Here is a 16131-nt window from a genome sequence, read left to right as displayed (position 1 = left end):
ATCAACATTCACATACTTTCCTCCAGCCATTGCTGCAAAGGAATATCCTCTGTCAGTTCACCGAGCAAAATATGGCTAAACTGTCCCGCTTGGTCAATAACCATTGTGGCTGGCAGGCCAGTGATACGGTACAGCTTGGATACTTTGCCCGTTGCGTCAATGATCACTGGAAAATCGAACTGATGGCTTTTCATAAACTCGTTAATTGTGCCCTTGCTCTCCCCCACGTTAACAAACAGTGTCTCCACCTTGTTTTGATTTTGCTGCGCTAGCTCGTGAACTAAGGGCATCTCTCTTACACATGGCGTGCACCATGATGCCCAGAAGTTAATCATCACGGCTTTGCCCCGGTAATCAGACAACTTGACTTGCTCCCCTTTGGAATTAACTGCTGTAAAATCAGGAGCCTCGACTCCTGTACGAATTGGATTCCTACTTTTCGAATCAGAGTCCGATAAATTTGCCAGCACAGCCCATATACCTGTAGCTAATGCTGCCAGTGCAATCAACATCGTAACAACCCGACTTATTTTCGACCCTGTCTTTTTTTGTCCGTCCTGTTGTGCACTGTTCGTATCCATACTTTGCGGCTTGTTATGCATGTTCACATCACCTTCACTTTATTCCCAGACTCAGATGAAAAGCAGCATGAAGTGAACCATACTGATTCCGAATATCTTCTACAGTACCTTCCCCAACATTACACCCCTGATTCATAAACATCACCTGATCTGCGATATCATTCGCCACTTCAAGCTGATGTGTGGAGAACACAACCATATGCCCTTCCTGTTTGATACCTCTCAGCAAATGTACGAATTCCTGCATCCAGAAGGGGTCCAGTCCATTGGTAGGCTCGTCCATGATCAGAAGAGCAGGCTTTGCAAGCATCGCCTGAGCAAACAATACACGCTGCCGCATCCCTTTGGAAAAGGTCGTTACCCGTTTATGTTTTTGCTCGTCAAGTCCAACCATCACTAATACTTCCTGCACCCTATCTCGGGGAAGTTTACGCAGAGATGCCCAGAATAATAAAGATTCCTCGGCCGTAAGACCTTGGCTGAACTGATAATTATCCGGCATATACCCAATCTGATTCGCATACCGTTTGCGATCCTGTGACCAGCGTACGTTATTCACCATAATTTCCCCTGACGTTGGACGCAGAATGCCTGCCAGCATACGTAGCAAGGTGCTTTTGCCTGCACCGTTCCCGCCGCATACGGCAAGTACCTGACCAGAACCAAGATGAAAGGAGATTTCTTCGACGATGGTTTGTTTTTTGATTTGTTTGCCTAGTCCCTTCACAATAACTTCCGTTTCAAGCACGGGAACGCCCCCTTTCCCATATAACGTAAACAACAAGGATCGAGCAACTCACCCATAACAAGCACATTCCAACAAATATGGCACTGCCGCTTGGCTGTTGCACCCAGGTAACCCATTGATAATACTCAGGCCCCAGTATAGAACCGCCACCGAGCTTGATCACAATAAACAGCCGTACCAATTCAGCCGGGTTCAAAAAGGTTAACACCACCAGCAACGGTTTTATCCAGAGGTACGGCATTAGCCCTAATATCGCAAGTAATAATGTAGGCCAGCCAATAACGGCGAAAAACCAGATCGATACGGAAATCGTTAAAGCTTGCCAGCGATTGCGAGACAGTGAGCCGATCAGCAATGCAACACTTAGGAATAACAGCACAAGTCCACAAGAAAACGCTAAAAACAGTAGATAGGTCAGTAGATCGATCGAATTGCCAAGCAACCCGCTAACTAGCCCCATCAGGCCGTAGCCAAATGTCACGATGAGTAGCAGCACCGCGGCTAGTCCGAGATATTTGCCTGTAATGAACGATAACGTACCGATGGGATACGTCGATAGAAGCTGCCAGCTTCCGTCTTCCTTTTCAGCAGTCAATGAGAATGAACCCAGAAAAAGCGTCATTAGCGGCAAAAGATAGAGGATAAGGTTCAGCATAGAACCTGTCGTGCCCGAGTATCCTTCTACTGGATTCTGTGCATTTAGTAGTAATAAACTTAAGCTAAATGTGCAAAAAAGAACGAGAAACGAATATGACCAGGGGTTACGAAACCCCGTTTTCAACTCTCGTTTTGTTATTTGTAACATATCAGACATCGGCTTCAGCACCCCCTATCAGCATCAGTGGTTGCCTGATCCTTCTTTCGACTCACCTTCTTGATGCATATCTTTGCTCATATCTTCACCCATATCATGCTTCGAGCCTTGATCCGTCCCGCCCTCATCGTGACCATGTCCGTGCCCGTCTCCGTCCATATTCATGTTATCCATATTCTGAGTCCAATCGTGAGAAGCAAGTTCATCCGCAGTCATAACCTTGCCTACCCCCTGCTCGGCTACGAAAGCCTCGGCAGAAGCTTTATCCTTGAAGTTAACAATGCCATACGCCATGGGTGTTCTGAGTGAAGGGTCATATACATAAGTCGCTTTATTGAATTCGATCCATTCCTTATCGTTATAATCACGCACATAGTCCATGCCAATGTTGTCTGTGCCATTTTCTTTTTTCCATTCATTCATGCAGCCAAGGTCATCGAACTTGAAGTTTTTACCGTCCTTCGTTGTAAGCTGTGTGGCAAACGCATCATCCTTCACCTGCATGTTACAGATCGCACAGATATCCACGTCCTCATTAATGGGCACAGCCGCATACTTCTGCCCACAAGCCGTTAACATCAAAGTCCCTAACAGCAACACCATTGCCAAAATCCATCGTTTATTCATTTTCTCCATACCCCCATATAGATCATCGTACTAGCAGACAAACCAAGTAAAAGTAAACTGATTATCATAACGGGACTAGACCAGGTTCCCACATTTGTTCTAGCTGTCCCGGATGTTCCCGATGTTGCTGCAACTTCAGTATGCTTTTTCACAATGCTCATCTGCGGTGACTCGTCTGTTGTCCAATTGCTTTTCCCTTCCGAGTGCAGTTCACTGAGAAAGACCATGCCCGGGGATTGAAAAAACAGTTGATATGCTGCATTTCTGCTTATTACTTGTTCGTAGAACGGGTTGAGCGCATAGGAAAGCTCGCTGATTCCATCCTGATTCAGATCCAATCCCTGAAAGGAATCCCAATAGTTTTCTTTCAAAATATTATCCTTGCTGTCCATTGTCGAGGCATCAATAACGTTGGAAACAAATCGATTTTGCTTAAATTCATTTCCCTCAGCAAGCACCATCTGAATTCCAACGAAATTACGAATTAAGCCGTTGTCATCAATTTCATTGCCCGAGGATTCAGCGATATTCATGCCCACACGATTGCCCTCTACTGTATTGCTGTGGATCTTGGACTGATGCACGTCATAGAGCAAGATACCTTGCGAATGAACATTTGAACTTTGTTTGCGAAAGGTATTGCCTGATACAACCGTATTTTTCACACCCATGATCATGGCACCTGTCATGTTACCTTCTCCTGTGTTATTCGTAACAGATGATCCATCAATATACATGCAATGAATACCGTACCTGGTTTGCATGAAACGATTATTGTTCACCGCTACGTTTCGGCTGTTCTCCACATAGATGCTATCGAGCACACCCTCAATCTGATTCCCTTCAATCCTACTGTTATGCGAATTGTAGAGATCGATCCCGTTGCCTTTTTGACTGCTGGATACTGTGCTTGCACCTGCCCATTGAATTGAATTATTTCGTATTACAGAAGTAGTCGCATCACGTAGAAGCAAACCAGCTCCCTTGGTACGAAGCTTAAGGTCAGATATTTCGTTATTGCTGCCCGTAATCTGCACAGCTGCTGCTGGTTGACGACCGTTATGTTCGATTGTAAACCCTTCCAATTTCACACCTTCCGCCTGAATGGATATCGCACTTTGTTCCTGTTCATTATGGATGGTAACCGAATCATCCCCAATTAGAGTGAGTGCTTTAGAGATGAGAACGGGGCCTTCATATCGACCAGGTTCAAGATGAATAACCGCTCCGGCATCCGCTTGGTCTATAATGGGCTGAAGTAGGACGGGTTCACGATCTCCAGTGACTCCAGTAGCATTAACAACAGTTTGGAACACGGAAAGCAACCCCAGTCCAATCCCGATCAGAGTAATCAATGCATGTCTACGGATATTGAATCGTTTATTACTGTTCATATTTTTGTTCCTGCATTTCTCATCCATATCATCCCCCCTTCCCTCCGTTCCTTCTTTTTGGTATTACATTAATGCGTTATCCCAGTCCTTCACACAGTGTATCGAAAATGATAAATTTCCCATATAGCCCCATTAGGCTATAGCTTGCTTACTTTTGTGTCCAAATTGTGATTGAATGAAAAAAAGCCGCCAAATTGGCGACTTTAAACATGTTGAGTTTATGCAAATGAATAGGTCCAGAATCGTTCGCGACCAAAGCGTGCTTGAAGTTCTTCGTCGTTCAGCTTACGGTTACCCAGCAACTCTGCGGCTTGAAATTGCGAGCGGTGTGCACGAATTGAAGCTAGCTTTTGCGCCAGAAATTGAGAGACATCAACGGTTACATCTGGTTTACCAATATGCTGCTCGTGATTATTAGAGAAAGCTACACAGTGAACGACAGGACGCTCTTCCAGCGGTAGACGGCTAACAACCCTGATCACCGCAGCTCCTGTCGCATCATGATCGGGGTGAACACTGTATCCAGGATAAAATGTAAAGATCAGTGATGGCTTAATCTCCTCAAGAAGAGCCATAATGCTGCCATCGAGCAATTGAGGATCTTCAAACTCTACCATTTTATCATGAAATCCGAGCATCCTTAAATCTTGAATACCAATCGCACTAGCTGCTTCAATAAGCTCATCTTTGCGGATAGATGGCAGGGTCACGCGGTTCGCAAACGGCGGAATACCCATGTTACGTCCCATCTCACCCAGCGTCAGACAAGCATATGTAACGTGTGCTCCAGAATCAATGTATTTGGCTAACGTGCCCGATACGGAGAATGCTTCGTCGTCTGGATGAGGATAAACCACCAGGATGCGTTGATGCTCATCGTGTGCATTCTTTGTCATATGTTGTTCCTCCACTTCCATTAGAACTTCTCCCGGCTTAGCTGCAGAGCCACAACCAGTTTGCCCTGGGTGTCATGGCCGGCCATAATCAATCTATCTTGTTCCTGCTCATCAATATGGGTTAGCCCTTCAGCATACACCCAGCCATCTGTCGTCTTGAGACCGACACGGTAAGGTCCCTCACCTGAAATGGAGCCCTGTGTATATCGAATGGCGGCATTGGTGATAAAAGCTGAAGCCGGATGCCGTGAACTATCGTAATGTTGAGCGTAAGCGCCCGTTGTCATCTCAAGATGCATATATACATCCTGATCAACAAGGCGATCGAGCCGAAGCTGGATATCTTGTGGTTGTATCAGTTGCATGACGGCCTCCTTGTTTCTTGTAAAGTATGAACTCCATTTTATCATATGCATCAAAGAATATACATTTAAAGCTGCTCAGTTGCATAAAATGACAGACAAAAATATGAACTTTCTTCTTCATTTTTTTCTATTTTTCAAATGGCACAAAATCGATTAGATTAATATAAGTGATCATGCACACTCAAATTCACTCCAGTTCAGAAGTGTCAAAAGGAGCTACTTCCTATGAAATCATTCATTCAGTTATTACATTTTGGATATCATCAAGCCATGAGTTGTATTTTTCCCGTAGCCATTTTTTGTACACTGGCTCTTTCAACGGTCATTCCATTTCCTTATATCCAGCGCTATGATGCAATTCTACTTATTCTGCTTGCTGTTCAATATTTGATGTTTCGCACTGGACTAGAGACGTTGGACGAAATCAAGGTTATTTGTGTATTCCACGTAATCGGTCTCCTACTCGAAATTTACAAAGTACATATGGGATCATGGTCTTACCCGGAGCCCGCATATAGCAAAATATTTGGCGTTCCGCTGTACAGCGGATTTATGTACGCAAGTGTAGCCAGCTTCATGTGTCAGATCTGGCGAAGGTTACGTATGGATATGACCAGCTGGCCGGGTGTGGTCCCCTCCATGCTGCTTGGCGGAGCCATCTACCTTAATTTTTTCACCCATCACTTCATACCCGATTTTCGCTGGTGGCTGACAGCGCTTGTCTTTGTTGTCTTCTGGAAAACGTGGATTATCTACCGGGTACGCCATACAACCTATCGTATGCCATTGTCTCTTGCTTTCATTATCGTAGGATTCTTTATCTGGCTGGCAGAAAATATCGCTACCTTCTTCAATGGATGGAAATATCCGGATCAACATGATAGCTGGCAACTGGTGAGCTTCAGTAAGATCAGTTCATGGTTTCTACTGGTTATTATCAGTGTAATCATCGTCGCACAACTTAAATATGTGAAAGCCAATCGCATCGCAAAATAATTTAAAGAAGACCACGTGCGGATCACATTGACGCTGACCTTTTCCCCAGCGTTAATGATCCGCTATCATTTACCATTTCATTTTGTTTGCTGCCCACTTGTTTTCCCTCTTCATCATATATTTTAATGGTATAGGGTGTACCCTCCGATGAAGGCAGCATCACAAACCAGATATACTCTTCCATATCTGTTTTTATCAACTTGGCTTCCGTTATGGACATGGAGCCGTTCTGTTCTGTTTCAGCAGTTAGACGCTGGATCCCCGGATGCTCGATAGTACCAAACACCATTGGAAAAGGAGCATCTATCCCGTCAAGCTTCGGTAAGTTCATATAATACAATGCATACTCAGACGGATCCACATCTCCTATTCCATAACCTCCGCCCCACACCCACTTCCAACCAAAACTATTTTTTCGCACGTACTCCAGCTGCATATTACTTGCTGCCTCACTGTTCGTTCTCTGCGTAAACACGATCATGCCGTCGTCCACAGGTTCCTGATGAACTACACGGACATTAGGAGTCGACGCTCTGAATTGTTGAACTGCATCCTCTGGCGTACTGCCGATCGGAATCGACATGGTTTCATCCAGCCCCATAGCTTTGGACAAAGTCTGATCCGCCAGACCACCCGGTTTTTCTTTTATATACATATATGTGTATACGGATATCAAAGAGAGTGCTAATAACGCTATCGTTACGACGATAATCTTGAGAAAGTTTCCTTTTCCTTTACTCATGTTCGAGCCTCCTTCTTGAAAACAGATAAATTAACAATATAACATATAAACCCATCTAATATTACCAAAATTATCATAATCGTTTTTTCACTTCTTATAAGATATAGCAAAAAAGCCGCCATATGGCGGCTCCATCTTATTAACGACTCATATTCTAGTCATGGCTTACACGTGCTTTAGTGCTCCAGCCTTCATAAATCGTGTACTGAATTAATATTCTCCAAGGAAAATCACTTCAGTTTCTAATTCCACCTGGAACGTGTCCCACACCTTTTTCTGAATAAACTGAATCAGATCCTCATAATCCTTGGCAGTGGCGTGATCCACATTCACGATAAATCCAGCATGTTTAGTCGAGATTTCAGCCCCACCGATGCGAGTGCCTTGCAATTGACAATCCTGAATTAGTTTACCGGCAAAATGTCCTTCTGGACGTTTGAACACACTTCCGCAAGAAGGGTATTCCAATGGCTGTTTCGATTCTCTCAGGAACGTTAATTCCTTCATCTTGCTAGAGATCTCCTCCTGATCCCCTTCGTTAAGCGTAAACTCGGCATCTAAAATAATATAATGATCCATCTTGAAAAGACTGTTGCGGTAACTCAGCTTCATCTCTTCACGAGGGATAACAACAACGTTGCCTTCACGGGTAATGACCGTCGCCTTTTCAATGACATCCGCGATCTGACCGCCGTAAGCGCCAGCGTTCATGTAAAGAGCGCCTCCTGTACTGCCAGGAATGCCACAGGCGAATTCCATACCCTTCAGGCTATGTGCCAAAGCGGCTCTGGATACGTCAATAATATCGGAGCCGCTCTGTGCCATGATACGTGTTCCACTGACTTCGATCTGATCGAAGCGGCTAAGCGAAATCGTGACTCCCCGGATGCCTCCGTCCTTAATAATAACGTTGGAGCCTTTACCAATAACGGTCAGCGGCAGCTGATGGCTGTTCGCAATTTCAACCACTTTGGTAATCTCCTCCACCGTCGTTGGATGCACGAGAATATCGGCCTTGCCTCCAATTTGGATAAACGTATGATTTTTTAGCGGTTCATTAAATTTTACTTTTTCGTTAGGTATGTGATTTTCAAAAATATTCATGATTTTCTCTCCCTGCGTTCTTCAAAAAGAACATGATTCCTACATTGTAAATCGAAACACACTCCAATGACAATCTATCCTCATATTTCCCTTTACAGACTGATGAAATTCAAACGTATTACTATAATGATATTCGCCTGTTTACTGAATAGATACTTGAATGCAAGTTAAATTATAAATGAACAACCATTTTCAGATTGTACGGCATCAAAAAAAAGCAATAGCGCTGCGGATGTAACAACCGCAGCGCCCTGAACATTTTACCACATATTCTTAAACTTCTCTATCTTCTGAATAGAAGTCCGCTTCATCCACGATCGTTATCCGGAATATCCGTCTTTGTCAATTCAGCAGATAACGCCCATAAGCGTTCCGCCTGTTCTGCATCAATCGCATATGGCTTCACGCCGTAAAAACCGCCATCTTCGGGAGCCATCTCACTGATATTGCAATCTTCACAGTACACACCGCCCATGCCTTCAAGCTTGGGAGAAGTCGCAGCCCACACCTGGGTTGCTGCCCCCTGCTCCGGTGATTTGAAGCCCGGATTAGCCACGTTGCCGGATTCATCAATCCAACCGAGAGCAACCATCTCATCTTTGGGCATATAACGTTGTAATGGAGTCATGATTCCACCCGGATGTACAGCAAATGCACGAACTCCATGCTGCTTGCCAAGTCTGTCGAGCTCTACCGTGAATAAGCTGATCGCTGTTTTGGACTGACCGTATGCCGGGAACTTCTCGTATCCCTGTTCAAAATGAATATCATGCCAGCGGATTGGTGAGAAATGATGTCCTGCAGAGGAAAGCGAAACGACACGGGCTCCACCTTCACTGACCAGCGCAGGCCACAATTGATTGGTTAGCGCGAAATGTCCCAGATGGTTCGTAGCAAACTGCGCTTCCCATCCCGGACCAATCCGGGTCTCTGGACAGGCCATGATACCTGCATTCAGGATTAACATATCTATACTGCGTGAACTTGCCAGAAAACGTCCCGCAAATGCAGCAACACTGGACAGGTCAGCCAGATCAAGCTCGTGTACTTCCACGTTCTCAATATCTGCCAATGCTTCACGTGCAACATCTGGTCTGCGCGCAGTCACAACAACGTGTGCTCCCGCTCGAACCAATGCACGAGTTGTTTCCAGTCCCAGACCGGAATATCCACCTGTCACTACGGCGAGGCGCCCTGACAGATCCAGGCCATGTAAGACCTCATCCGCTGTACTACTCTTGTCAAAACCTGAATGTATGTTATGCTGAACTGTTCTTGTCTCTTTGTTTGTATCCATTTAACTCAGCTCCTTCATATTCGTACTTCTAACTGCCTTTAGTATTTATCCCTGTTAGGACTTCAATAATCAGTCTACACCCTAGAGTAAACTCGAAGTCAAACGATGCCCCTTAAAACGTCTATCCTGACAATTCACCATTGATCTTCATTCGCCATCAGGATGAACAAAAAAGCCGCCATTCGGCAGCTTTTTCCATACACATTTGAGTGTTCTAAAACATTAAAACATTTCTATTCTCTTTATTTCAGACGAATGTGGAAAACATCACCGGCGTTACCTCCAAATACGATAAAGCCTTTCTTCGGTAGCTTCGTGGACTGTTCCCCAGTCGCGATAGAGAACTGTAGCGCCTGACCTTGATCATCATAAACCGCATAACCGCCGTGCTTAGGAGAATCCACCGTTATCGTTTTTTCAGCTGATTTCCCGTCAATCGCATACCATCGAGCTTGACCGTTAGCTGGTATAGTCGCAATTCCTGATTTCCCACTGAAAATAGGCGGAATCGCCTTTTCCGAGATGTACTGCTGTCCGTTCTGCGTGAGAATCTCAGCATCTTTTTTCATCATTAATTCCAAGTCGAATGCATCTCGGCCATTCATGACTGGAATCTCCGCAACATTAACGGCATAATTGGCATCCTTGATTTGCGTCCCATTTACATAGCCATGCTCTGCGTTAACCTTAAAATTTTTAATAAGCTGTGATGGAACCAGGTAGAAGAGCGATGTGATTTTTTCGTCCAGCGCAAAATAGTTCACACCGTTCCGTGCAGCCCACTTCTCTTGGGTAACTGCATCCAGCTTGTTAGGCTCCAGCTTTTGATAATCGTACGTGCTCATGCCCATCTGTCCCAGTCCCGGCAAGCTAAGATATCCTTGGACTTTAACATAGGTCTTGGCGTTCCGCTCCTTTACAAAACTCACCTTCACGCTTCCGTCCTTGCCGGTAAAATACCCGTCACCTGTATACACATACTTTTGTTCAGCAATTAGTCCGCCCAGCATAGCTGGTAAGGTGAATGCTCCGTCTTGAATATTAATCTCCGTTGTTGCACCAACGGTTCCATACAAACCGGAGTAATCTTTCAACTCAGCAGGCATCTCGGTCTGGACTGGGACAGAGAAGGTGCGATCCGGTTTAATGTTGTCAATAATGCCCTGTTCCTTCAGTACTTCCAGCAACACTTTAGAGGCAAACATCTGGTCAAAAACAGAAGATCCACCTGAAGATAACACAGCCATGGATATGTCGTGCTCTGGAATCGTAATTAATGAAGCGTGATACATGATCGTATCGCCGCCCTTGGTCAGTGCTTTAATGCCATACTCACTGAATGGAGCAAGTTCTACTGCATCCCAGCCGAGTCCGTAGTTGAACGAATTGATTTCGTCAGACACCCATATGCCTTTGCGATATTCTGGACTTTGCATCGCTTTAGCCGAAGCCTTGGATAGAAGATCCGGGCGGTTACCCATCAGTACCTCAGCAAATTGCGTTAACTCCTCAGCCGTTGAATAAATGCCACCCGTACCGATGATATTGGCATTTTCAACAGGCATCTTTGATTTAAAAGTTGGCCAATAGGTTCCAGCTAATTTGTCTCTATTGAAAGAATCCAGTGGTGTCTTCGTAGAACCAAGTTGCAACGGCTTGCTGATAGACTGTTCCACATATTTACTGTAACTTTGCCCACTCACGCGCTCAACTAGAATCTCCAGCAATTGAAAGCCATCATTGCAATAAACGGAGTATTCCCCGGGTTTAGACTTGAGACGTTCGGCCTGAAGTTTGATCAGCAGTTCATCATGATTGCGTGTGTCGTTATCATCAAAAAGAATGCTGTTTCCATACTGCGAACCGTACAACCCGGATGAATGATTCATTAACATACGCGGTGTGATTTCTTTATAGCGGGGGTCTGCCATTTTGAAATCGGTAATATACGTAGTAAGTGGCTGGTCCAGGTCAACCTTACCAGAATCGACCAACATCATGACCGCAGTTGTCACCACCATTTTGCTTACGGAGCCTATACCGTACATGGTATCTTTGTCCACGGCTTTCTGGCTCGCCTTATCATGAAATCCAGCACCGTCAGATAAAATCATTTCACCTTTGTCCATAATCGCATATTGCATACTTGTGACGCCATAATTCTGAACCAGCATGTCAGCGAGTTGTTTAGCTTTCGCTTGGGTTGTCTGCTTTTCTGTCGCCTCAGCTTTAACATCTGCTACAGGCATGATGACAAGCATAAACGCACATAAAACCGTAATTATCCTTTTCATTCAGATTTCCTCCTTCAGATCGATATACTTGAATGAACTCATCATACTTGGCAAAGACGTGGCCTGCGGAAAAGAACCCCGAATGGAAAAAAACAACCCCTGAACGACAGTTCAGACGTTGTTTGTGTTGTAAGGAAGAACGACCATATTGTTAAAAGACCCTTGTCCTTGCTCAATGGTCATATGTCCTCCATATTTGCTACATATTCTGGATATATTGGTCAGGCCAAAACCATGAAATTCTGAATCCGTTTTGTCACTTTTCAGATCCGTTGCCGGTTGGGCGGTATGGTTCATAATCTGGATTACCAGAGCAGAAGCTGTAGAATGAATAGATACTACGATATAACGATCCTCGGCGACCCGTACTTTCTTGGATGCTTCAACAGCATTGTCTAGAATATTTCCGAGCACCACGCACAAATCATAACGCTCAATGCCTATGTGTTGAGAATGGAGATTGATACGCGTATCGATTCGAATGCCGTTTGCCTGCCCGACGGTTAGCGTATTTGTAACGAGAGCATCAATGACCAGATTACCGCTATTCACACGTTGGTACGCATGCTCAATGGTGTTCATCGTAACATGCATATGCTCTGTTGCTGCCGCAAGTTCGTTACGTTTCACACACTCTTCGATATATAGAAATTGCTGATTGATATCGTGGATAATACTTTTAATGCTTTTGAAACTGTGCACGGTCTTCTCGTAGTTAGCATCCTGGTAATCCATCTGCCGCTGCAATTGTTCATTCTCATGAGCGAGATGCGCCTTCTCCACGATATTATCAAACACATACACAATAAATACGTTTAGAAAAAGGGAGCCTAGCACTGAAAAAATATAGAAGATATTTTTTTCGCTATATATTGAAATGACATTGATCTGGTACACCGTAATCGCAGTAACGATCAAAAATAAAAGATAAGACCTATGGTGCACCCTAAAGCTCCTGCGTTTGGCGATGAGATGAACAATGGGGATCACAACAAACATAATGCTGCATCCTAGCAGCAGAACTTTGGAGAACAACCATATCGCTTCCGGGCCATAGACAGGCACTTTCAGGTAGTCGATGCCGTCAATCACACTAAAAACATAAACTGAAATGATATTTACCGTGGTTAACAGCGCTGCATACATAACCGTAAACATAATCTTCAGTTTTAATTCTACCCGGTAGGATTGTGCCAGAGTGAAGATAAAAATCAATGCAAGCAAAGTCGAAAGAAAAGAAGGTAATCGCGTAGCCAAATAAAAGAAATTGAGCAGGACAAACACAACAAAATAAATCGTTCTGCGAGGTTTACGTCTGGATTTTCCCAGCACAGCATCAAAGTAATAATTGGCTTGAAAGGTCATGAGCAGGGTCAACAAAATGACGGGTACTAGATGCAAAATATTCATTTTATTGAACCCTCATGATCATATATTTGGTATACGTATCCTTGACTTCTTTGATTTTGGAACGACCTATCGGCAGAGAGGTTCCATCCAGCATCGTGACTTGTGCCCCCGTGAACTTGTGTACATGCATTAGATTAATAAGCACGGATCGGTGAATTTGCATAAAACCATGCTCTGTCAGCGTTGCAGCATAAGCCGATAGAATACCTTTCGTTTCATAAGAGTTATCACGAGTAATTACCTTTAGTTTGTTTTTAACCGTGAGGCTTTTAATCACCTCAATCCATAAAATATCTTCATATTTCAACATCAAATCATCGTAATCCGATTTAATCACCAGATACTTTTTATCCATAGCTTGATAATACTGATGCAGTTTGACCAGCTTCTCTTCCAGCACAGCCTCTTGAATCGGTTTGATCAAATATTGGAACGTCATCACATCGAAACTTTGGACCATATACTCGGGATAACTGGTCAAAAACATGATCTGCACATCCATGATCTTGAGTTTTCTGATTTCCTGTGCCGTCTGTATGCCATTCAACCCACCCATCTCTACATCCAGAATAAGCAGGTGAAACGTCTCTCTCTGATCCTTATAATGAGCCAGGAGTTGTTCTCCTGAACTGAACATGGTGATATGAAACTCGATATTGGTTTTGAGCGAGAACGCTGTCAGCATATGTCTCATCAATTCTCGTTGCTGCTCATCGTCGTCACATATCGCTACCTGATACATTTCATCCCGCCTTTCTCGAACACAAACCGTTTTTATTCATTCTAATATACTATCTTATCACGCTCAGATCGTTAAGAATGGATTGAAAAGCATTTACACTACCCTGAAATGCAGGCAAACGTAAAAAGAACAACGACGTGATCATGCGTCCTTGTTCCATCCTTTGGTTGTTTTTTGATCTTTCCACTTCCTTGGTTGTAAGCATCAACTTACTCTTGAACAAAAAAACGACTGACCAGGAGTGGTCAGTCTTGTTAATACCGCTAATATAGGATGAGTATATAAGTTCTTCAACCACAGCTATTCGATGAGTGCGGCCTTAATCAATGCATTTACCCTTGAGTTATAGAGCAATCCGATATGAGTTACCAGACTAACGGAAATATTGTTTGCCCCGTCCAGTCTGGATAAAAGAGGCGAAACAATGGTGTCGCTGGTGGAGTAGATTGAGGTAACTTTAATGCCGCTTGGTGCGCTGTTCGTTGTCAACCGATTCGCCCCACCCAGCGTAATCAATTTATCCACCTTATCTATGCCTCCGCGGTTCAATATATAATACAGGCTGTTAGCTCCGCCCATGCTATGTGCAACGATATGAACTTTGGAATGTCCCGTTTGGCGAAGAACATCGTCCACAAATCGGCTGATCGCCGCAGAATTTAACAATTGATTCCCTGCTTTGCTCGGGAGATCAATGGCAAATAGCTCATTATTCGACCATCCTTCACCGCGCAGATACCTTTCGATTAAGGCAAAATTACTGTCTGAGCCTGTCAATCCATGAACAAAAACAATGGGTGTCCGCGCAGTGGCAGCAGAAGCTGTCGTACTCTGCCCAATTCCTGGTAAAGCAAAAGCAAAAATCGCACTCATCAAAACAATTAGCAGTGGTCTTAACCTTTTCAATCAGATCATCCTCCTGTGAAATGAGATACCCACATTTTACAATTTAAAAATTGTAAATAAAATGGTATTTTAGTCTCATTTAACCAATGGAGTATGATGTTTACTGCTAATTATTTTGTCGAAATATAGAGGTTCTCCTCTTTCAGCTTGGCTCATCGTACGACTCGGAGCACAAGACAACTATCCCTCTACAATATCCGCATGCAACTGCGATGCCGCTTCCATCATAACCGGAACAATCGCTTCATTCGAAATAGCAACGTACAACTCTCCCATATACAATCGGAATGGGTATTGTTGTCCTTCATGCTCCCACATAAAAAAGTCACCCTCAATGGTCATCGTGCTCTCCGCACCAACGATATTTAGTACTGTGGAGTAAGTAAACTCCGGCTTGGTAGCAAAATATGTGCTGCACTCTTCCAAAGAAATATGTTGTTCCGGATTGTTTTCCTGCATCGATCTCGTTATTTTAAAACGCTGGTTCATCTCGTTATGCCTCCAACTTCAAATTATTTTTTTCTTCATATCATAGAAACGTATTTTCTCATTTCGTTCTTGATGTGTCAAAACATACGTTCAAAAGTGCTTTAATACTCCATCTAACTTTCCTAATTTGGCTAGTCCTGAGCGCTCGTCCATGCGAATGTGACCTCATTGAATATAGTATTCTATCTGAATGTGAAGGAGGAATATCATATGACCCAACTACTTGATGCAAGGATATCGCTGAATGCAGCTACATTTAATTCCATTGCCATTCCTATTCCCGTCATTAATACCCCTACATTATTTGCACAGATCGGGTTACTAACTGCTGGGGCAGGTCCTAATCCCAGAGTTTCTATGAAAGGAACGATTACAGTTCAGCTTCCACTCGCTCTCTTCCAAGTCCGAATTACGATTGTCCGTGGCACGGTTGCAACAGATCCTCTCATATATTCAGCCAATCACACGTATGGTCTGAACGGATTGCTTGTACCTGAAGTCATCATTTTTTCCGCCAATGATTATAATCCGCCTGTAACTCCGCAAATCACCTACACCGCTTTTATCAGTACCAATCTGCTTGGTACGGTCCGGGTAGGTCCTGAAAGCTTCGACGGATTTATCGTTTCGGATTAATGTTTAAGATTAAGGTCTCGTATGTAATGCTTAGCGCCCCCAAACCTGTAATCTACATCTGTATTGTAGACTACAGGTTTGGGGCTTTTA

17 protein-coding genes are annotated in these 16131 nt (G+C 43.9%); 2 read left to right on the top strand and 15 right to left on the bottom strand.

The features are described 5' to 3' along the window. Positions 1-8: 8 nt before the first annotated feature. From BLQ13_RS02890 to BLQ13_RS02860, 7 genes are all read right to left on the bottom strand, one after another. A complete protein-coding gene (locus BLQ13_RS02890; protein WP_244159197.1) occupies positions 9-602 on the bottom strand; it encodes a redoxin domain-containing protein in 594 nt (197 codons plus the stop codon). A 13-nt stretch (positions 603-615) separates the two neighbouring features. Continuing rightward, the gene (gene ccmA / locus BLQ13_RS02885) at positions 616-1329 is read right to left on the bottom strand and encodes a heme ABC exporter ATP-binding protein CcmA (RefSeq protein WP_090915811.1); all 714 of its coding nucleotides are present in this window, start codon (positions 1327-1329) and stop codon (positions 616-618) included. Beyond that, entirely contained in the window at positions 1322-2143 is an 822-nt protein-coding gene (locus tag BLQ13_RS02880) for an ABC transporter permease (protein ID WP_090915809.1), read from the bottom strand. Before BLQ13_RS02880 ends, ccmA begins: the two co-directional genes overlap by 8 nt. A 24-nt stretch (positions 2144-2167) precedes the next feature. Further along, on the bottom strand, positions 2168-2770 hold the full coding sequence (locus BLQ13_RS02875; RefSeq protein WP_244159196.1) for a nitrous oxide reductase accessory protein NosL: 603 nt from the start codon (positions 2768-2770) through the stop codon (positions 2168-2170). Next, a complete protein-coding gene (locus tag BLQ13_RS02870; RefSeq protein ID WP_244159195.1) occupies positions 2767-4191 on the bottom strand; it encodes a right-handed parallel beta-helix repeat-containing protein in 1425 nt (474 codons plus the stop codon). Before BLQ13_RS02870 ends, BLQ13_RS02875 begins: the two co-directional genes overlap by 4 nt. A 191-nt stretch (positions 4192-4382) precedes the next feature. Next, on the bottom strand, positions 4383-5060 hold the full coding sequence (gene bshB2 / locus BLQ13_RS02865) for a bacillithiol biosynthesis deacetylase BshB2 (protein ID WP_090916477.1): 678 nt from the start codon (positions 5058-5060) through the stop codon (positions 4383-4385). 20 nt (positions 5061-5080) lie between these two features. Beyond that, the gene (locus tag BLQ13_RS02860; protein WP_090915805.1) at positions 5081-5425 is read right to left on the bottom strand and encodes a YojF family protein; all 345 of its coding nucleotides are present in this window, start codon (positions 5423-5425) and stop codon (positions 5081-5083) included. 225 nt (positions 5426-5650) lie between these two features. Here BLQ13_RS02860 and BLQ13_RS02855 point away from each other — a divergent pair, with 225 nt between their 5' ends. Continuing rightward, positions 5651-6421, top strand: coding sequence for a DUF817 domain-containing protein (locus BLQ13_RS02855; RefSeq protein WP_090915803.1), 771 nt, complete (start codon positions 5651-5653; stop codon positions 6419-6421). 22 nt (positions 6422-6443) lie between these two features. On the opposite strand, the gene BLQ13_RS02850 is transcribed toward BLQ13_RS02855, so the two are convergent. The 8 genes from BLQ13_RS02850 to BLQ13_RS02815 all read right to left on the bottom strand — a co-directional run bounded on the left by BLQ13_RS02850 (position 6444) and on the right by BLQ13_RS02815 (position 15405). Then, positions 6444-7163, bottom strand: a complete 720-nt coding sequence (locus tag BLQ13_RS02850) for a hypothetical protein (protein ID WP_090915801.1) — start codon at positions 7161-7163, stop codon at positions 6444-6446. 210 nt (positions 7164-7373) lie between these two features. After that, entirely contained in the window at positions 7374-8267 is an 894-nt protein-coding gene (murB, locus tag BLQ13_RS02845) for a UDP-N-acetylmuramate dehydrogenase (RefSeq protein ID WP_090915799.1), read from the bottom strand. Between the two features lie 307 nt (positions 8268-8574). Further along, positions 8575-9564, bottom strand: a complete 990-nt coding sequence (locus BLQ13_RS02840; RefSeq protein WP_090915797.1) for an SDR family NAD(P)-dependent oxidoreductase — start codon at positions 9562-9564, stop codon at positions 8575-8577. 242 nt (positions 9565-9806) lie between these two features. Further along, positions 9807-11858 carry a serine hydrolase domain-containing protein gene (locus BLQ13_RS02835; protein ID WP_090915795.1) on the bottom strand — a complete coding sequence of 684 codons (2052 nt, stop codon included), beginning with the start codon at positions 11856-11858 and terminating at the stop codon, positions 9807-9809. A gap of 111 nt (positions 11859-11969) precedes the next feature. Next, positions 11970-13268, bottom strand: a complete 1299-nt coding sequence (locus tag BLQ13_RS02830; protein ID WP_090915792.1) for a sensor histidine kinase — start codon at positions 13266-13268, stop codon at positions 11970-11972. Position 13269: 1 nt separating this feature from the next. Next, on the bottom strand, positions 13270-14010 hold the full coding sequence (locus BLQ13_RS02825; RefSeq protein WP_090915791.1) for a LytR/AlgR family response regulator transcription factor: 741 nt from the start codon (positions 14008-14010) through the stop codon (positions 13270-13272). 300 nt (positions 14011-14310) lie between these two features. Then, complete coding sequence (locus BLQ13_RS02820; protein WP_090916475.1) at positions 14311-14883, bottom strand: esterase/lipase family protein; 573 nt, start codon at positions 14881-14883, stop codon at positions 14311-14313. A 213-nt stretch (positions 14884-15096) separates the two neighbouring features. Beyond that, positions 15097-15405, bottom strand: a complete 309-nt coding sequence (locus BLQ13_RS02815) for a hypothetical protein (protein WP_090915790.1) — start codon at positions 15403-15405, stop codon at positions 15097-15099. A gap of 210 nt (positions 15406-15615) precedes the next feature. Here BLQ13_RS02815 and BLQ13_RS02810 point away from each other — a divergent pair, with 210 nt between their 5' ends. Continuing rightward, positions 15616-16041, top strand: a complete 426-nt coding sequence (locus tag BLQ13_RS02810; protein WP_090915789.1) for a hypothetical protein — start codon at positions 15616-15618, stop codon at positions 16039-16041. The last annotated feature ends 90 nt before the right edge of the window (positions 16042-16131 follow it).

Origin of the sequence: Paenibacillus polysaccharolyticus (assembly GCF_900102085.1) — a bacterium.
GTDB lineage: Bacteria > Bacillota > Bacilli > Paenibacillales > Paenibacillaceae > Paenibacillus > Paenibacillus polysaccharolyticus.
This window is presented reverse-complemented; position numbering and strand designations above follow the sequence as displayed.